Source organism: Marinobacter sp. G5_S1_61_S3 (assembly GCF_054968585.1).
Map to the genome: position 1 here is coordinate 1 of NZ_JBQKUK010000003.1, position 16,535 is coordinate 16,535.

The 16,535-nt window shown below is 56.8% G+C and carries 15 protein-coding genes and 1 other RNA gene; 9 read left to right on the top strand and 7 right to left on the bottom strand.

All coding sequences use genetic code 11. The features are described from left to right. From ACTRWH_RS02925 to ACTRWH_RS02955, 7 genes are all read right to left on the bottom strand, one after another. A partial coding sequence (locus ACTRWH_RS02925) for a PA14 domain-containing protein (RefSeq protein WP_462825870.1) occupies nucleotides 1-940 on the bottom strand: 940 nt, incomplete at its 3' end. 128 nt (nucleotides 941-1,068) lie between these two features. Continuing rightward, complete coding sequence (locus ACTRWH_RS02930; RefSeq protein WP_462825871.1) at nucleotides 1,069-3,765, bottom strand: tetratricopeptide repeat protein; 2,697 nt, start codon at nucleotides 3,763-3,765, stop codon at nucleotides 1,069-1,071. A gap of 52 nt (nucleotides 3,766-3,817) precedes the next feature. Further along, nucleotides 3,818-5,191, bottom strand: a complete 1,374-nt coding sequence (gene prsR / locus ACTRWH_RS02935) for a PEP-CTERM-box response regulator transcription factor (RefSeq protein ID WP_036205429.1) — start codon at nucleotides 5,189-5,191, stop codon at nucleotides 3,818-3,820. Between the two features lie 121 nt (nucleotides 5,192-5,312). Beyond that, nucleotides 5,313-7,445 carry an XrtA/PEP-CTERM system histidine kinase PrsK gene (prsK, locus tag ACTRWH_RS02940; protein WP_091641154.1) on the bottom strand — a complete coding sequence of 711 codons (2,133 nt, stop codon included), beginning with the start codon at nucleotides 7,443-7,445 and terminating at the stop codon, nucleotides 5,313-5,315. Nucleotides 7,446-7,506: 61 nt separating this feature from the next. Further along, nucleotides 7,507-8,454: an SDR family oxidoreductase gene (locus ACTRWH_RS02945; RefSeq protein ID WP_036205431.1), complete on the bottom strand. Its 948-nt coding sequence runs from the start codon at nucleotides 8,452-8,454 to the stop codon at nucleotides 7,507-7,509. Next, the gene (locus tag ACTRWH_RS02950; protein ID WP_036205432.1) at nucleotides 8,454-9,269 is read right to left on the bottom strand and encodes a lysophospholipid acyltransferase family protein; all 816 of its coding nucleotides are present in this window, start codon (nucleotides 9,267-9,269) and stop codon (nucleotides 8,454-8,456) included. Before ACTRWH_RS02950 ends, ACTRWH_RS02945 begins: the two co-directional genes overlap by 1 nt. A gap of 7 nt (nucleotides 9,270-9,276) precedes the next feature. Beyond that, complete coding sequence (locus ACTRWH_RS02955) at nucleotides 9,277-10,170, bottom strand: aldose epimerase family protein (RefSeq protein WP_462825872.1); 894 nt, start codon at nucleotides 10,168-10,170, stop codon at nucleotides 9,277-9,279. Nucleotides 10,171-10,347: 177 nt separating this feature from the next. Here ACTRWH_RS02955 and ACTRWH_RS02960 point away from each other — a divergent pair, with 177 nt between their 5' ends. The 9 genes from ACTRWH_RS02960 (at nucleotide 10,348) to ACTRWH_RS03000 (ending at nucleotide 16,501) form a co-directional block, all read left to right on the top strand. Continuing rightward, complete coding sequence (locus ACTRWH_RS02960) at nucleotides 10,348-11,040, top strand: 2OG-Fe(II) oxygenase (RefSeq protein ID WP_228209720.1); 693 nt, start codon at nucleotides 10,348-10,350, stop codon at nucleotides 11,038-11,040. A gap of 70 nt (nucleotides 11,041-11,110) precedes the next feature. Then, an RNA gene (gene ffs / locus ACTRWH_RS02965) (signal recognition particle sRNA small type) lies at nucleotides 11,111-11,207 on the top strand. Nucleotides 11,208-11,328: 121 nt separating this feature from the next. Further along, on the top strand, nucleotides 11,329-13,257 hold the full coding sequence (gene dnaX / locus ACTRWH_RS02970) for a DNA polymerase III subunit gamma/tau (RefSeq protein WP_462825959.1): 1,929 nt from the start codon (nucleotides 11,329-11,331) through the stop codon (nucleotides 13,255-13,257). Nucleotides 13,258-13,316: 59 nt separating this feature from the next. After that, the gene (locus ACTRWH_RS02975; protein ID WP_174447635.1) at nucleotides 13,317-13,640 is read left to right on the top strand and encodes a YbaB/EbfC family nucleoid-associated protein; all 324 of its coding nucleotides are present in this window, start codon (nucleotides 13,317-13,319) and stop codon (nucleotides 13,638-13,640) included. Between the two features lie 13 nt (nucleotides 13,641-13,653). After that, nucleotides 13,654-14,256 carry a recombination mediator RecR gene (gene recR / locus ACTRWH_RS02980; RefSeq protein WP_007152558.1) on the top strand — a complete coding sequence of 201 codons (603 nt, stop codon included), beginning with the start codon at nucleotides 13,654-13,656 and terminating at the stop codon, nucleotides 14,254-14,256. A gap of 19 nt (nucleotides 14,257-14,275) precedes the next feature. Further along, a complete protein-coding gene (locus ACTRWH_RS02985) occupies nucleotides 14,276-15,424 on the top strand; it encodes an HRDC domain-containing protein (RefSeq protein WP_462825874.1) in 1,149 nt (382 codons plus the stop codon). Further along, the gene (locus ACTRWH_RS02990; RefSeq protein ID WP_127401415.1) at nucleotides 15,421-15,714 is read left to right on the top strand and encodes a YcgL domain-containing protein; all 294 of its coding nucleotides are present in this window, start codon (nucleotides 15,421-15,423) and stop codon (nucleotides 15,712-15,714) included. The genes ACTRWH_RS02985 and ACTRWH_RS02990 overlap by 4 nt, the downstream gene beginning before the upstream one ends. Then, the gene (locus ACTRWH_RS02995; protein WP_036205444.1) at nucleotides 15,711-16,157 is read left to right on the top strand and encodes a YcgN family cysteine cluster protein; all 447 of its coding nucleotides are present in this window, start codon (nucleotides 15,711-15,713) and stop codon (nucleotides 16,155-16,157) included. The genes ACTRWH_RS02990 and ACTRWH_RS02995 overlap by 4 nt, the downstream gene beginning before the upstream one ends. Next, entirely contained in the window at nucleotides 16,157-16,501 is a 345-nt protein-coding gene (locus tag ACTRWH_RS03000) for a hypothetical protein (RefSeq protein ID WP_036205445.1), read from the top strand. Before ACTRWH_RS02995 ends, ACTRWH_RS03000 begins: the two co-directional genes overlap by 1 nt. The last annotated feature ends 34 nt before the right edge of the window (nucleotides 16,502-16,535 follow it).

The window sequence follows — 16,535 nt, forward strand, 5'->3', positions numbered from 1 at the left end:
TGGCGTCTCCAGGATCAAGAGGATCCATACCGTAGGCATACTCAGCGCCATCGGGAATGCCGTCTCCGTCTGTGTCGGCGTTGTTTTCGGCGGTTCCCAGCAGGAACTCATCCGCCGCACTTAACAGGTCATCGTCTGGGTCAGAGGTGGCGTCAGCCGGGTTGGTTGGGTTTAGCCCGTAAACGGTTTCCCACTTATCGTATAAACCGTCCTGGTCTTCATCGAGTGGTGGGTATTCGGAGTTGAAGGCTATACCTTGGTCACCATCCAGATAGCCAACACGATAGCCCAATGAGTATGCTTCCCTCTCGGAAAGGCCGGCTGTCTCACTTGGCTGTGCATACGAATGGATATAACCGGAGCCGATTATTTGTTGGCTAATTCCAGGACCTTCCCAGGCAACTGCGAAATGGTCACTCCCGGCGCCCTCCTTATGGAGAACTTCGAAATAGTAGCGCTGAGAAGCATCCATTGTTATGTATGGGGATGTTTGGGAGCTGTATTTAGTAAACTGATTGATGTAGGTCCAGCCTGGCACTGTGGCAAGAATGTCGGCGTCATCCGGTGAGCTTGAAGTACTCAGCCAGAATTCAACCTTGTCGTTACCGCTAACAAAGAAGCGATATTCGCCGGATGCCGGTGGCTTAATGAACCCTCTGACGTAGGACCCATAGTTATCGACACGATTTTCGGGGTCTTCGAGGCTGGTTAACGTATCAACGTCATCCGGGTTATTCGGAAATTTGGTGGCGGAGGTCAGGGAGTCAATCTCGACACCATCAAGGTTATCGTAATACCGAATTTCGACGGCACCAGGTTCGCTGGTTTCGGGGAGGGCAGCCGTTGGAGGAAGGTCCTCGATGTCGTGAAACTGCCAGCTTTGACATCCGCTGATGAGTATTACCGTACCACCGATACCAAGTGCTTTCGTAATAGACATCATGCCTCACCTCATCGTTCCCGGATTCAGTAGGACAAGTATTGTTTGATAAAGTGAGGGCTGCCAGTTATTGGTTGTACCGTTTTGATCTTTGAGGGCAAAGGTTATATCGGATGGTCATGACGCGATTAACCCTGCCCATTAAATTTTTCGAGCACTTTCTGTGCTTCGTTGTTTTTACCTGATGCGCGATACGCCTCTGCCAGATGCAGTGCGATTTCTTCCGACTCCGGTTGTAGTTCATGGGCCTTTTCGAGAATGGGTACACTGGCTTCGTGATTACCGGCCTTGAGCATGATCCATCCGTAGGTGTCCGCGACTGCCGCGTTGCCAGGGCTAAGCTCGTAGGCTTGCTTCGCCAGATCGATTGCCCGCTTGTCCCCATTTTCGTGATAGATCCAGGCCAGGTTATTTAGCACCACAACGTTGCCGGGTGCGCTTTCAAGCAGGGTCTCATAATTCGACTTGGCGCTTTCATACTGGCCCTCGGATTGCTGCAGCAGCGCCAGCGTAAGAAGCAGCTGGTTACTGCCGGGATACGTTTTGCGGGCGGACTCGAGGAAAGAGAGTGCTTCCTGCGCCTTGCCGGATCGTTGCAGGTTTGTCGCGTATCCATTTGCGAGCTCGGCGCTGGGGCGCTTGTCGAGGGCGAGTTGGTAGAGTTCAGCCGCTTGCTGATACTCTTTTTGCCGTTCGAAGTAAGCGGCTTCCGTTACGTAGGGCGCAGAAGATTCCGGGTGTTGCTGCTTGGTTTCCTGAATAATTCTCCGCGCTTCGTCTTCCTCGCCTTCGTTGAAGGCTTGCTGAGCGGCTTGAAGAGCGATGTCCTGGTTGTCCGGGAACAGTGCGCGAGCCCGGTCAAGGAGAGCGGCCGCCCGGGCTGTTTCTCCCGAGCTCTGGAATGCGGTTGCTGCGCTGCTATAGATGCCTGCAACGAAGGGCGTTGCGGGTGATGGGGTCGATTGCTCGTTTCGCTCCAGCAGGGAGGCGGTTAAATCGTCCGCTTCCTGCTGGTTGTTATCCATGAGGGCAACCTCAAGCAGAATCAGGCGAGGGCCGGTCGCTTCCGGATTCTCTTTGAGAATCTCCCGCATGAAACCTGTGGTTTCTTCGCGATCCAGAACGGTCGCCAGCCCTTGAAGCGCCTGGCGGCTATCCGGGGCGAGCCTGACTGCTGCCCGGAACTGCTTCTGCGCTTCCGCTTGATCGTTCTGAGTCAGCGCCAGTCTACCAAGAGCGATCAGCGGTGCTGGTGATTCTGGCGCTTTCTCCCTGGCCTTGTTGAAGTCTGTTTTAGCCGCGTCCACATTGCCTGCGGTGGCTGCAAGGCTTCCCCTGGTCATCAGGGCATTGATACTGTCAGGAGCTTCTTTAATCCACTGAGAGGCGGATTTTACAGCCTCGTCCATGTTGCCAGAGCGAGCCTGAGCTTCAACGATGACGCTGCGTGCCTGCTCCAACTCAGGGGCGCTTTCAAGAACCCGGGTTGCCTCGGCGATCGCTCGGTCATGTTCACCCCGCTGGTTGAGGTAGGTCGCATACCGTAGCCTCAGCTGGTGGTTGTCGGGGTTGCTTGCCAGGGCCTTGTCCATAAGCGTTTCGCCCGTTTTCAGGTCGCCGCTGGCAAGCGTGGCAATGGCCACCATGGCAAGCGTTTCCGGATCGGAGTCTTTGTCCTCCAGATTCGAGAGTATGGCCTGGGCGCCTTCTGGATTTCGCATTTGCAGCCGTGCGGCGGCCAGTAATTTGCTGGCGGTTTCTGAATTTCCCGCTTCTGCGATGGGTGCCAGCAGCTTTTCAGCATCCTCTACCCGGCCTTGCCTGAACCGGACAAGGCCGAGCATCAACGATGTCTGCTCATGGTTGGGAGCTTGCGCCAGAACTTCCTCCAGATAGCGCGCGGCCTCATCGAGGTCACCCTGTTCCACTGCCGCCTGGGCGGCCATCAGGTTGCTCTTAATCGTACCGGGGGCGGACTTGGCCAGTATTTCTTCGTATACGAAAGCTTCTGACTGCTTCCCCTGGGCTCTAAGGACGCGAATAAGGGACGAAATCGTGGCGTATTTGCGCTGGGTCATTACATCGTACTGACCGATGTCTTCGAGGGCCCGGATATAGGCATCTTCCGCTTTTTGCCACTCTTCCTGAGAAGCTGCGAGCTCGGCCTTCCAGAGCCATAATTCACCATTCGCCTCATCGACCTCTTCCGCCTCGGTGACCAGTTTTCGGGCCTTCGATACGTCGCCGCCGGCGAACGCTGTTTTCGAGAGTCCTATCACCGATTCAACTTCCCCGGAGTCTATTTCCCGTGCTCTGTTGAACGCAGTGCGGGCTTTTTCAAGTTCATTGGATGCCAGGTAAATCTGGCCTTCCAGCAGTGCCGCCTGGGTTTCCACCGGTCGGTCCGGGGAGGTGATGTCATCGAGAGCCGCCAGGGCGTCTTCAAAATCTTCCTGAAGCAGATTGGCTTCTGCGAGGATCAGGCTGGCGCGGTTCCGAACCTTTGCATCGATCTGCTCTGCAGGGAGGCGCTCCAGGATCTGGTTAAGGTGCCGTTCGGCATTGGCCGCATCGCCTGCCTTGAGGAGATTGTTGACGATCAGGAAATACGGTTCGATCTTTTCCGGTTGAAGCTCGATCGCGCTCCTGGCTTCCAGTGTGCTCGCCTTGAGTTCACCCTGACGCTGGAAAAAACGTGACTGGTCAATATGACTCAGGTACTGGATGTCGTCCTGGCTCATCTCATTGCTGTCGCCACAGCCGGCGAGAGCGAATGAGATTGCGACTGAGAGGAGGGTGGCACGTACTGCTGAAACTGGCTTCATGGCCCTGGTCCTTTTCCTTATCGGGTCTTGTTCTGGATTCCTTGCCTGCTATTCAGGCGCCTGACGATTCGGGGGATGTTTCAATCCGATATTTATCAGTCAGGTTATACAGCGTTGGTCGGGTTACGCCGAGCAGACGTGAGGCCTGCGCCATATTAAAGCTACAGGACTGCAGTGCCTGCACAATGGCGGCACGTTCCGCATTTTCCCTGACCTGCCTGAGATTCAGTTGGCTTTCGGGGCCTTCAAGGTCGCAGTTTAGCTCAAGGTCGGCGGCGGTAACACGTTTGCCGTCGGCCATGATTGTGGCCCGTTTCACCTTGTTGATCATTTCACGCACGTTGCCGGGCCATGGGTGTGTCTTGATGGCCTTGATGGCGTCTTCGGTAAAGGCCAGGTTGGGCCGATCCATTTGTTTGCCCAATGACTGCAACAGCGACTGCGCAACAACGAGGGCGTCGCCTTCGCGCTCACGAAGTGCGGGAACGTCGAGAGTAATTTCACTGATCCGGTAATAAAGGTCCTCGCGGAAAGTCTCCTGATCGATCAACTGCTGTACGTCCCGGTGAGTTGCGCACACCACGCGGACATCGACAGGAACCGGGTTGACCGAGCCCACCCGATCGACCACGCGCTCCTGGAGAAAGCGGAGCAGCTTGGCCTGGAGGGGCATGGGCATGTCGCCAATCTCGTCCAGGAATAGGGTGCCGCCATTGGCGCTTTCGATTTTGCCTTTCTTGCTCTGGGTGGCGCCGGTGAACGAGCCCTTCTCAAAGCCAAAGAGTTCGCTTTCAAGGAGGTTCTCAGGAATAGCGGCACAGTTAATGGCCGCAAAAGGTTTATCGAAGCGGTGGCTCAAATCATGAAGCGCCCTTGCCAGCAGCTCCTTGCCCGTGCCGGTTTCACCGGTAATCAGGGTAGTGACGTCGGTGGGGGCCACTTTTTCGAGGGTGCGACAGATGCCAAGCATCTGTGGGCTGGCCGCGACGATACCTTTGATGTTGGTGCCATTACGCTGACGGGCCAGCTCCCGGTTGTCACGTTCCAGTTCGGCCAATCGCAAGGCACGGTTCACCACGAAGGTCAGAATGTCCGCGTCCAGCGGCTTCTGGTAGAAGTCACTGGCCCCCATACCGATGGCCTTGACGGCGTTCTCCTTGTCTTCCCGTCCGGTGACCACAATGATCTTGGTCATGGGCGACAACCGAAGAATTTCTTCAAGCAGTAGAAAGCCTTCTTTTGCACCGCCTGGATCCGGAGGCAGACCCAGATCCAGAGTAATGACATCGGGTTCGCTTCGACGCAGTGCGGTCAGGGCTGACTCCCGGTCAGCCGCAACGCTTACTTCCAGATCTTCGCTGAAACACCAGCGCATCTGGCTTTGTAAACCCGGATCATCTTCTACGATTAGCAGTCGTCTACTCACAACGGTTACAAATCCCTTTTTGTAATGGTGACGGTCTTGCGATCAATCCTCTAAACCCTGATTCTTAACCGAAGATTGACACTTTGCAATGATAGTGTTCGCTGTATTTCGGTTTCGCCAATTATTTGGCATTCTGCTGCGGCAGTGGGTCGCCGGTAATCAGTCGCTCGGGTTCTTCCGGAGCCTGTTCCGGTTTGAACCGGGCAAGCGGGAACCGGATTGAGAAACAGGAGCCCAGGTCCGGTTCGCTGGTTACATCTATATTACCCCCAACATTGCGCACATACTCCCTGGCCTGATAGGCACCAATGCCCATGCCCGTCAGCCCCTTGGTACTTTCGAACGGTTTGAATAACTGGGTCTGGATAAAGTCCTCGGTCATGCCGGAACCGGTGTCCTGGATGAACAGCACAACGTTGCCCTTGGCGGTTTTCAGGGTGAGAGTGATTTCGCCATCGGGTGGGGTGGCATCCTGCGCATTCTGAATCAGGTGGCCGAGAATACTGTAGAGTTGCTCCCGATCGGCATTGATGAAAATGTTTCCGGGATTATCGGCAACCCTCGGTGCAGGTTGGCGGCGGGAGTAGTGCTCCGCCAAATGGCTGACAACCTCAGTCAGGTCGATCACTTCGGTCACCAGGGTTTCGTCCGCTGGCTTGCGGATGTGATCCACCAGGTTCGACATCTTGCGCACGGCATGGTCAGTGGTGTGAATCATATCGTCGATAAAGGCCGGGTTGTTCCGGTGCCTGGGGGCGTTTTTCACCAGCAACGATAGTTGAGCAATCAGTGTTTTCAGGTCATGCACCATGAAGGCAGACGCTTTGCTTACGGCCTCAAACTGCATGGCCCTGGAAAGTCGGTTCTGGGCGTCAGTTTGTGCAAGCAGGTTACAGGTCTGTCGGGCGACAACCTTGATCAGGTCAAAGTTCTCCCAGTTGAGTTCAACGCGCGCGTAAGGGTTGCCGACCATGGCAATACCGTATAAGTCGTTGCTGAGGTATAGGGGAATGACCAGCCAACCATCCGGTGTATGTGATATCGGGTCGGGGATCTCCAGCAGGTTGTAGCTGACCGGATCGCCACGATATTCATGAAGGTCGATAATCCACTCCCGTTCCCCAAAGAAGCGGACAAGTTCGGAGTTGGCGTCGATGGTCGTGTACTTGGGCGTGACCATGTTGACTGCGTTCTTGAGGATGAAGTCGCCTCTTTCCTCTCGTATCCAGAGTGCGCCGGCGTTGCTTTCAACCAGGCTCGAAAGAATGCGGATGACCCGTTCCGGAAGTGGTGGGCTGTCGCTGAGGTCGGCCATTTCCCGGGTCATTTTCAGCCATTCGTCGCGGTAGTCGTATTTGTAATCGAAAAAGTTCTGGCTGATAAACACCATTAGCCGGGAACGCACACGGCGCGAGACCAGCAGGGTGACGAGGAATACCAGTGCGATGCTGAAGAAGAGTACCTGCAGGGCGTCGCCCCATTCGCCTCCCAGGGTTTTGACGTAGTAGCCACCCAGTGACAGGAACAACAGGTAACCACCGGCGAGTATCAGGGCTCCGGCGTGGAAGACGGCTGAACGGGAGAGCTGGAAATCCACTGGCTGTTTGCGGGTGTTAATCACGTTGACAGCAAACAAGGGCACCAGTGCAGCGTTGACCAGGCCACGGGCGTTCCAGAACGACTCCGAGACCTGGCCAAAGAGCAGGGTGTCGGCATACATGAAGAAATCAAAGGCAAACAGGCTGCCAACGGCAATACAGACATACTTCATGCTGGACCGACCGAATGACACGGAGTTTCGCCAGATCTGCTCAATCAGCGATAAGCCGAGTAAGGATAGGGCTATCTGGCCAACCACTTTGGTTTTACCGTCCAGAATGCTGAGCCCGAAGAAATATTCCAGGACACCGCTGCCGAGTAGGAGAGCAACCAGGATCAGGGTGGCTGCCGCCAGCACTTTTCGTAGGCGACCGACAAGATTGGCAGACCGGAATGAATCGCGAAGTAGGGCGAAGAGGACGGTAATCCACGCGGCATCACGCAGAAGTTCCAGCAGGTAGCGAATAAAAAAGCTTGGTTCGCCCCAAAGGCTTTGGGTAACAAGTGAGCCGGCCCACAGCGTGGTGACCACGGCGGCGAGGAGCAAAGAACGATCAATGTCCCGGCGCAGGTATCGTGTGGCAATCAGCAGCGATAGCAACCCAAAGGCAATGGCTGCCGTGGAATGACTGATCAGGCTGAAATTATTCAACATGTTTCGCTTCCTGCGCTATGCGCCACTTTCCATAACGGCACCGATTTCGATCCTGTGCCGTTCACACCGGCTTCTTGTTCTCCCGGTAGAACCGGAATATCTCTTTTAGCGGGCGCCTGGGAGTGAAACCGAATTCCCTGGCGAACGCCCTGCCGTCGATGACTACAGGATACTTGAAAAAGTGCATCAGGTACGAAGGAAAACTTCGCAGGTTGAGTGTGCGCAGTATCATCCTGGGCAGTATGGGGGGAATGGATGGTACTGGTATGCGGCCGCAGCCGCAGAGCTTCAACGCATGCTGGTAGGCCACCCAGTCCTGCGGCGCGACATTGAAAATTCCCCGCTGGGGTTTGTTGTAAGCCAGCACGATGGCATCCGCCATGTCATCGATATGGATAAACTGCATCATCGGTGAAAAACCGGCCAGAACAGGTGCCCGTTCCATGCCCAGCAAGGTGCTGATGGAGTTGCGCACGCCTGGGCCGACAATGTTGCAGGGCCGCAGAATGGTGATATTCAGGTCCGGGTAGCGCCACAGGTAGATGTTGGCCAGGTTCTCCAGTTCCACGGAATCAATCAGGTCCGCGCTCAGCCCCGCACTTTTCAGCGGAGCTTCCTCGTCTATCAGCGCCGGGTTGTAGGCCACCGCGCCATAGACGTGGAAGGTCGACAGGACCACCACCCTTTTGATGTTGTACTTGTGGCTCAAGTCCAGCAGTTTCTGGGTACCGAGAACGTTGGCGTTGTACCGGCGCATTCGGGTGAGCTGGCTCGACATGATGCGGCCGAGATGAATGACGCCATCAAACCGGTAACGCCGGAAAAGGTCTTCGAAGGAGCGTTTGTTGAAGTCGATGCAGTAGCTGGGGATATCGTCGCCCAGATAGACCTGTTCTCGAAAATCCACGGCAACGAGGTTGCAGGTATCCCGCAGGCGGCTGATTACCTGTTGAGCCAGGGCGCCAGCTGCACCTGTTACAAGAATCTGGGGTCTGCTTTTTTCAACCATCAGAACAGCCTTTTCCTTTCGCTCAGTCCGGTATCGATCAATTCACTGATCGCTGCCTTCACCTGTTCAACCCGCTCTGTCACCTGTTCTTCGGGAATTTCCAGGTCGTCAAACACCATTGGATCGCCAAAGTTCAGGTGGACTTTGGCCGGCAAGACAAACGGCATGGCCACCGGAGCGTAGGGAATGCCGAGCCACCGAGCCAGTGGTTTGATGTTGGCGATGGCGGGAATGGTTTCCTCACACCCGACCACGCCCACTGGCACAATGGGTGCCTTGTACTTCATGGCCAGGTGCATGAAGCCGTTACCGAACCGCTTGAGCTGGTAGCGATCCTGATACAGCTTGCCAGACCCGCGAATGCCTTCGGGGAATACGATGACGGCCTCGCCGTTGGCCAGCATCTTGGCGCAATTGGTGGGATCGCCCAAAACCGCGCCAAACTCGTTCAGCAAATTGCCGAGGTAGGGGACGGTCGGGAAAAAACGTTCGATCATTGCCCGGGGAATGCGCGGGTTTTTCTCGCGAGAGGCAAGGGCGTAGGCGATCAAAAGTCCATCTACCGGCAACTGCCCACTGTGATTCGGGACGATCAGCACCGGCCCCTCCGAGGGAATTTTGTCAACGCCGGTGGCCTCCACTCGAAAATACTTTTCGTAGATCTGGCGGGTCAGGGAGAAGCCGTACTTCATCACTTCGTTGTTATAGCCCCAGGGATCGTACCCCAGAGAACCAATCGGCTTGCGGATGCGATTGATGTGATTTTCCAGCTCTGCCGGGATCAACCGTGACTTCAGAATCGATGCTAGACCCATGTGATTTCTACTCTCTTCCTATCATAACGCCAAGGGTATGGCTCTGGCCCGCATTAAGCACACGGTAGTCACCAAGGGCATTGGCACTTTCAACGCACAGCATGGACTGCCAGGCAACGTCAGGAAAATCCGATAAACGTGCCGCCTTCTCCGGCCCCGGATTCCAGACAACCGTGGAGTCGCTGCCAATGGCGGCGATGCGCTGGTTCCCGGACGGGGTTTCAACCATCAGCGAATGACCGCTTTCGTAGATGCGGTCAGTTTCACCCTCGAAGGTCACCGGGCCTTGCTGTGTGTGGTAACTCCAGTCTTTCAGGGAATCTATATATCCACAGTTCTCGAGGCCCGTGACCCGGGTTTTGGAAATGTCCGGGGTCGGAAGGTAGGTGTGAAGTGCCTGGGTAAAGGCCAGAGGCTCCGAGCCCGAATTGCTGGTGGTTAATGCCAGTTGGCAGCCGTTAGCAGAAAAGTGGAAGGTCATCAGTAACCGGGCGCGGCCGTTCCAGGCATCGGAAAAGTCACTGTTTGCGTCCAGAGAAAGGCTGATCTCCACATCGTGCGCGGTTTCCTGCACATCCTCCAGTTCCCACACCGCAGTGCGGGCAAACCCGTGGGAGCTGGTGGTCAGTAGCCTGCGGCGAACTTCCGGGGGATTTTTCTCGGGCGCCCCAAACCAGGGCCAGCATATGGGGATGCCACCACGGATGGCCACGCCGGGTTCAAAACGCGCGATGTCGCTCATCCACAGCCAGTCTGGCTCGTCGCGGGCGGCAAAGTGGGTGAGGTGAGCGCCCTGCAGAAAAAGGCGGGCGCGGAACAAGGGGTGATGTACCTCCATGGCTTCCAGTTGCCCGACGGTTGCCCATCGGGTGAACGACCAGTGCCCGGGTTTTAGTGTCACGTAGTGCCTCGTTACAGCGTTCTGAGTGGTCAAAGGATTGTCGGTCTGAGTTCGGCCAGAGTTCCGGCCAAAGCTCCGATCATCATTACGGCATGTCCTTATACTCAGGGTAAATTAAAACTGTCCTTACGGCGAGAAACCATCATAAAATCGGCCGTCCCCGTCGGAGTTTGATGAATGATTGACCAGATTACTGCCTCAGTTCCCGAGCCTTGTCAGGCTGGACTCGATCTTTCGACGCCGGGAAGCGATCAGTGGCTTGATGACTTGGCCGATGGTCTCACGGAGCACGGCTGGATGAGCCAGGATGTGTCTTTGCTGTTAACTCCGTCCCTTTTAAAGGGGCTTAGCAGTGAAGTTCGGATATTGGACCGGACCGAGGCACTGCGTAAGGCGGGTGTGGGGCGTGGTCAGGACTTGCTCCAGGACAGATCCGTAAGGCGAGACAAGATTGCCTGGCTGCAGGGGGTGACACCAGTTCAGGCGGCGTTGTTCGAGTTCTTCGAGTCGGTCAGGGTGGGGTTGAATGAGCGGCTGTTCCTGGGGCTGAAACGGTTTGAGGCGCACTACGCCACCTATCACAACGGTGACTTTTACCGTCGCCATGTGGATAGCTTCCAGGGCAGGGCGTCGCGGGTTGTCAGCCTGGTGTTATACCTTAATGAGGGTTGGCAGGAAGCCGACGGCGGCGCGTTGCAGATTTTCAATCGTGAAAACGAGAACGAGGTATGTGGCGTCATATTGCCGCTGGCAGGGCGGATGGCGCTGTTCATGAGCGAAGAGATTCCCCATGAGGTGTTGCCGGCCCACCGTACCCGTTACAGCGTCGCCTGCTGGTTCCGATGCGATGAAGTGCCACTGCCATTGTAGTGCCGGAACCCTTTTGCTAATATGCGCGCCGCTTTGAGGGATTTCGCCCCAAAGCCCGTTATGGTGGCTCCATTGGTGCCTCCGCAACGATAAACCGTGAACCCGGTCAGGCCCGGAAGGGAGCAGCCGAAGCGGTGGACTTGTGTGCCGGAGTGTCGCTGATGGAGTCACCCCCAGATTTTTCCTTTTAACGCCCCGATTATCCCTCTCTGATTGCTTCTTGTTGGCTTCTTCTAACATCCTGACCGTGCTATGGTTAAACCCATTTTTAACGGCAGTTGGCAGAACATGAGCTACCAGGTACTTGCCCGTAAGTGGCGCCCCCGGACATTCGAAGATATGGTCGGCCAGGAGCATGTGCTCCAGGCACTGATCCACGCCCTGGACAACCAGCGGCTGCACCACGCCTATCTGTTTACCGGTACCCGGGGCGTAGGCAAAACAACCATTGGCCGATTGCTGGCCCGATGCCTGAACTGCGAAACCGGCGTTACCGCCACGCCGTGTGGAACCTGCTCCAGTTGCCAGGAAATCCAGGAAGGGCGGTTTGTTGATTTGATCGAAATCGACGCAGCCTCCCGTACTGGCGTGGATGATATGCGGGAACTCACCGATAACGTCCAGTACTCGCCAACCCGTGGCCGCTTCAAGGTGTACCTCATTGACGAGGTGCATATGTTGACCAACCAGTCCTTTAACGCCTTCCTCAAGACCCTTGAAGAACCCCCGGAACACGTCAAATTCCTGCTGGCGACCACGGATCCCCAGAAGCTGCCGGTGACCGTGTTGTCCCGTTGCCTGCAGTTCAACCTCAAGCGGATGACGCCCGAACACATTGCCGGGCACCTGCGCCACGTGCTGACCCAGGAAGGCATTCCTTTCGAGGAACCGGCCCTGTGGCTATTGGCACGTGCCGCGGATGGCAGTATGCGGGACGCCCTGAGCCTGACAGACCAGGCCATTGCCTTCGGCAATCAGACGCTCAGCGGCAGTGATGTCAGCAACATGCTGGGCACGATTGATCAAAGTGATATCGAGAACCTGGTGAATGCGCTGGTGGAAGACGATGGGCCCGCGCTGCTGTCCGAGATCAATCGTATTTCCGATTTTGCGCCGGATTACAGCGTGATCCTGGCGGACCTGTTGTCGCTGTTCCATCGGGTGACGATGGAACAGGTGGTGCCGGGCAGTGTCGATAATGCCCTTGGGGATGCCGCGCAGGTGGAGTCCCTGGCGCGCCGGCTGAGCGCGGAAGACGCGCAACTCTTCTATCAGGCCGCGCTGATGGGCCGTAAGGACCTGGCGGTCACTCCCGATGCCCGCATGGGGTTTGAGATGACGTTGCTGCGAATGCTGGCCTTCCGGCCTGGCACTGACCGCCGTGAACCACCGGTGGTGGTCTCCGGGACTTCATCATCAGGGCAGGAGTCCCGGGAAGACCCTGAGCCTGGCCCGGCAGCGTCGGAGAAAGAAGCAGCGGCTGCCGGGTCTGAACAAGTGCCTCAACCAGAGCCGGAGCGGCTTGCGGCAACGGAACCTGAGCCGGCACCTCAACCGGAAACTCAGGAGCCCGTACTGGAATCCCAGCCCACTCCCGCGCCAGAGGAACCTGATGCTGCCTGGCTGGCGAGCCTGGATGAGGCGGCTGAGTCTGCAGCGGCCGAAGCTGCCAGCGCTGAGGATTATGATCCCGAACCCGTGGCGCCTGAGCCGGAATTCATTGAAGAGCCCAAGGTCGAAGCATCCCAGGCTGAGCCCGCAAAGCCCGAAGAGCCGAAAGAGTCGACAGGGCCAGCTGAACCGGTTGAAGAGCTCGTGGATAACGGCGAATTTGCCTGGGAGCGTGATTTCCGCAGCCTGGGCATTGTGGGCATGCCGGGTAACCTTGCCAGTAACGCTGCCATGACCCGCCACGGCGATGAAATCGTGCTGACCATCGATGAAGGTCACGCGCGGTTGCTGAACGCCCGCCATGAAGAAAAAATTCTCGAGGCGTTGAGGAATCGGTTCGGTGCCACCATAACCCTGCGTGTGGAGCAGGGCGATGCGGGTGGCAAAACGCCGGCCGCCTGGGAAGAACGCCAACGACAGGCGCGCCAGAAGGCGGCGGAAGACTCAATTCGCAATGACCCCGCAGTGCAGTCGATTGTTGAACGATTCGAGGCTCGGGTCGTCGAAAACAGTATCCGGCCGCCGAATCAGGCAAAGTCCGGCTAAGGGCTGCGGTTGGAGCCACATGGTGGCAACTCTCTAAGGCAATTCTGTAAAAGGTGAGCGTGATGAACAATATGGGCGACCTGATGAAAAAGGCCCAGCAGATGCAGGAAGAAATGAAGAAGGCCCAGGAAGAGGCTGCCAAGGCCGAGATCACCGGTGAAGCCGGTGCGGGTCTGGTCAAGGTGACCATGAATGGCCGCCATGACGTGCGGAAAGTGGATATCGATCCATCCCTGCTGAGCGAAGACAAGGAAATTCTGGAAGACCTGCTGGCGGCTGCTATCAACGATGCCGTGCGTCGTGTTGAGGAAAACCAGAAAGACAAAATGTCCGGCATGATGTCCGGTATGGGTATGCCTCCGGGCTTCAAGATGCCGTTCTGATAGAGGATCGCTGATGGCTTTTAGTCCGTTGGTAGACGAACTGGTGGAGTCTCTCCGCTGTCTGCCTGGTGTCGGCCAGAAAACGGCCCAGCGCATGGCGTTCCACTTGCTGGAGCGGGGCCGTTCCGGAGGCTCGCGGCTTTCTGACGCACTGGATCGGGCCATGACCGGTGTGCGCCGCTGCGAAAGCTGCCAGAACTTCGCCGATACGCCTACCTGCAATATCTGCGAAAACCCCGAGCGACGTACTGGTACGCTCTGTGTGGTGGAAAGCCCCTCCGACCTCCTTGCCATCGAGCAGGCGGGCGATTACCGCGGCAGCTATTTCGTGCTGATGGGGCACTTGTCGCCCATCGACGGCGTGGGCCCCGAGGAAATCGGTATTGAGCGCCTGCTGAAACGCATCCACGGAGAAGGGGTTACGGAGCTCATTCTCGCAACTAATCCAACCGTGGAAGGTGAGGCAACTGCCCACTACATTGCCGACAGGCTGGATGGACGCGATATCCTGATTACCCGTCTTGCCCATGGTATCCCGGTGGGGGGCGAACTGGGTTATGTTGACGGATTCACCCTGACCCATGCCTTCCGTGGCCGAAAACCTCTGACTGAATAAACCTGACCGGGATTATTATATGGATTCCAACTCCCCGGCCGCTTCCGTTCCTGCGGCTCCCGACACGGTTACCTGGATTCGGGAGCCGGACGACCTGGACCGCTGGCTTGCCGAAGGGCAGGACGAACCGCTTGCATTGGATACCGAGTTCGAGCGCGTAAACACCTTCTTTCCGATTCCGGGCCTGGTCCAGTTGGGGTTGGGGCAGAGGTTCTGCCTGGTGGACCCTTCGGTTGCAGAGGCTTCCGAGGGCTTTCGCAATGCGCTTACCGACCCGGGCACTCCAAAACTGCTATACGCCATGAGCGAAGACCTGGAGCTGTTCCGACATTGGTTGCAGTTGGAACCGGAGGGTGTTGTCGACCTTCAGATTGGTGCTGCGCTGGCTGGCGCCGGCTTTTCCGTCGGTTATGCTCGACTGGTCGAAACCCTCTTCGGTGAGTCACTGGATAAATCGGCGACGCGATCGGATTGGGTCTCTCGCCCGCTTTCAGCGGCTCAGGAACGCTACGCTCTGGATGACGTTCGCTTCCTTGTTCCCTTGTATCACTGGGTGATTACTCGGTTGCAGAAACGGGGCCTTGAAGCGGCATTGGCTGACGAATCCACTCGATTTTCAAAGGAACTGGCAGCCCAGGATAATCCCGACAACCATTACCTGAAATTGCGAGGCGGCTGGACATTGAGCCGCCAACAACAGGGGGTGCTGAAAACCCTCGTGTGTTGGCGGGAACACGAGTCACGCAGCAGGGATCGGCCCCGCAACAGGGTTGTGGCCGATGCACTGCTGATTGCCATCGCCCAGAGACTGCCACAGTCAGTACGGGAGCTATCGAATATCCAGGGCTTGCCTCCGGCCGTGGTCAGGCGCTACGGGGATACGATTATTAATATGGTTGCGGAGGCATCGACCGCGGATAATTCCGGCATCGACGTTATCGCCGCTCCCCTGAGCCGCCAGGACCAGATGTTCTATAAACAGCTCAAACGGCTGATGGTGAAGGCGGCGGAGGAACGGGATGTGCCGGTGGAACTGCTGGCGCCTCGCAAGCGCCTTGAGGCTGTTGTACAACAACGAAACCTGGCTGCCGGGCTGTTTGACGAGGGTTGGCGCCGTGACCTCCTGGCACCGGTGCAGGAACAGATTGAGGAATTACTGAAATCATGACCGAAAAGACCTTTGTGTCGGTGTTTCGCAGCAGTAAAAAGCCGGACACGTATATCTACGTTCGACGGGGCCAGGCCTGGGAAGACCTGCCGGATAGCCTGCGGGGCATATTCGGCCAGCCAATACACGCCATGGACCTGATCATGACACCGGAACGGAAGCTTGCCCGAACGTCTGGCAAGCAGGTTCTGGAGGCTATTGCCGACAAGGATTTCTTCCTGCAGATGCCTGAGGAATCCAGCGGCTACGTTGTAGACTTTCGCCGTAAACCGGAGCCCGGCCGGGAATGATTGCAGAGATTCCGTTCTGGCAACGCAAACGTCTCCATGAGATGACCGCCAAGGAATGGGAGTCCCTGTGTGACGGCTGCGGAAAATGTTGTCTGGCCAAGCTGGAAGACGAAGACACCGGCGATGTCTACTACACTGAGCTGGTATGCCGTTACATGGAGCAAGACACCTGTCAGTGCAGCGTGTACTCCGAGCGTTTGCAGAAAGTGCCTGCATGCACGGTGCTGACACCGGATACGCTGAGCGACTACCATTGGCTGCCGTATACCTGTGCCTACCGCACACTGGCGGAAGGGCGTGCGCTTGCAGACTGGCACCCGCTACGGTCGGGTGACCCCGATACGGTTCATGAAGCGGGTGTATCGGTGCGTAATCGCGTGATCTCGGAAGCCGATGTACCGGAAGACGATTGGGAAGAACACATAATTCACTGGATCCTTTGATGATAGACGCAGAAACAAACCTTGCTTACGGAATATTCTGGGCCCTGTACGCCGTCGCCTTCGTGGTGTTCTTCTACACCATATCCCGCCTGTTTCGGGTAATTCCGGTTTATGCCATCCGCACGCTGTTGCAGGCCGCGTTGATTGTCCTCCTGTTGACCCCGGTCGAGTCCGGAGAGGTAGCTGGCTGGTGGATGCCGGCCTGGTTGCACGGCGGCTACGAAACCATTCTGGGTGATGCCGCCAACGCGGGCCGGGCCTTTGTGAACATGGGTATAGCATCCCTGGTTATGGTGTTGGTGTGGGTTCTTGACCTCGTCAGATACCGGCTGGTTAAACGCTGAGACTTTCCTTGATCACCACCTCGCATGGAGCTGC

What these genes read in the sequence shown, in the direction of transcription:
- prsK (WP_091641154.1), bottom strand. Translation starts at nt 7,445, where the DNA reads ATGTTGAATAATTTCAGCCTGATCAGTCATTCCACGGCAGCCATTGCC.
- ACTRWH_RS02930 (WP_462825871.1), bottom strand. Translation starts at nt 3,765, where the DNA reads ATGAAGCCAGTTTCAGCAGTACGTGCCACCCTCCTCTCAGTCGCAATC.
- ACTRWH_RS02985 (WP_462825874.1), top strand. Translation starts at nt 14,276, where the DNA reads ATGGATTCCAACTCCCCGGCCGCTTCCGTTCCTGCGGCTCCCGACACG.
- ACTRWH_RS03000 (WP_036205445.1), top strand. Translation starts at nt 16,157, where the DNA reads ATGATAGACGCAGAAACAAACCTTGCTTACGGAATATTCTGGGCCCTG.
- ACTRWH_RS02990 (WP_127401415.1), top strand. Translation starts at nt 15,421, where the DNA reads ATGACCGAAAAGACCTTTGTGTCGGTGTTTCGCAGCAGTAAAAAGCCG.
- ACTRWH_RS02995 (WP_036205444.1), top strand. Translation starts at nt 15,711, where the DNA reads ATGATTGCAGAGATTCCGTTCTGGCAACGCAAACGTCTCCATGAGATG.
- dnaX (WP_462825959.1), top strand. Translation starts at nt 11,329, where the DNA reads ATGAGCTACCAGGTACTTGCCCGTAAGTGGCGCCCCCGGACATTCGAA.
- ACTRWH_RS02950 (WP_036205432.1), bottom strand. Translation starts at nt 9,269, where the DNA reads ATGGGTCTAGCATCGATTCTGAAGTCACGGTTGATCCCGGCAGAGCTG.
- ACTRWH_RS02960 (WP_228209720.1), top strand. Translation starts at nt 10,348, where the DNA reads ATGATTGACCAGATTACTGCCTCAGTTCCCGAGCCTTGTCAGGCTGGA.
- ACTRWH_RS02945 (WP_036205431.1), bottom strand. Translation starts at nt 8,454, where the DNA reads ATGGTTGAAAAAAGCAGACCCCAGATTCTTGTAACAGGTGCAGCTGGC.
- recR (WP_007152558.1), top strand. Translation starts at nt 13,654, where the DNA reads ATGGCTTTTAGTCCGTTGGTAGACGAACTGGTGGAGTCTCTCCGCTGT.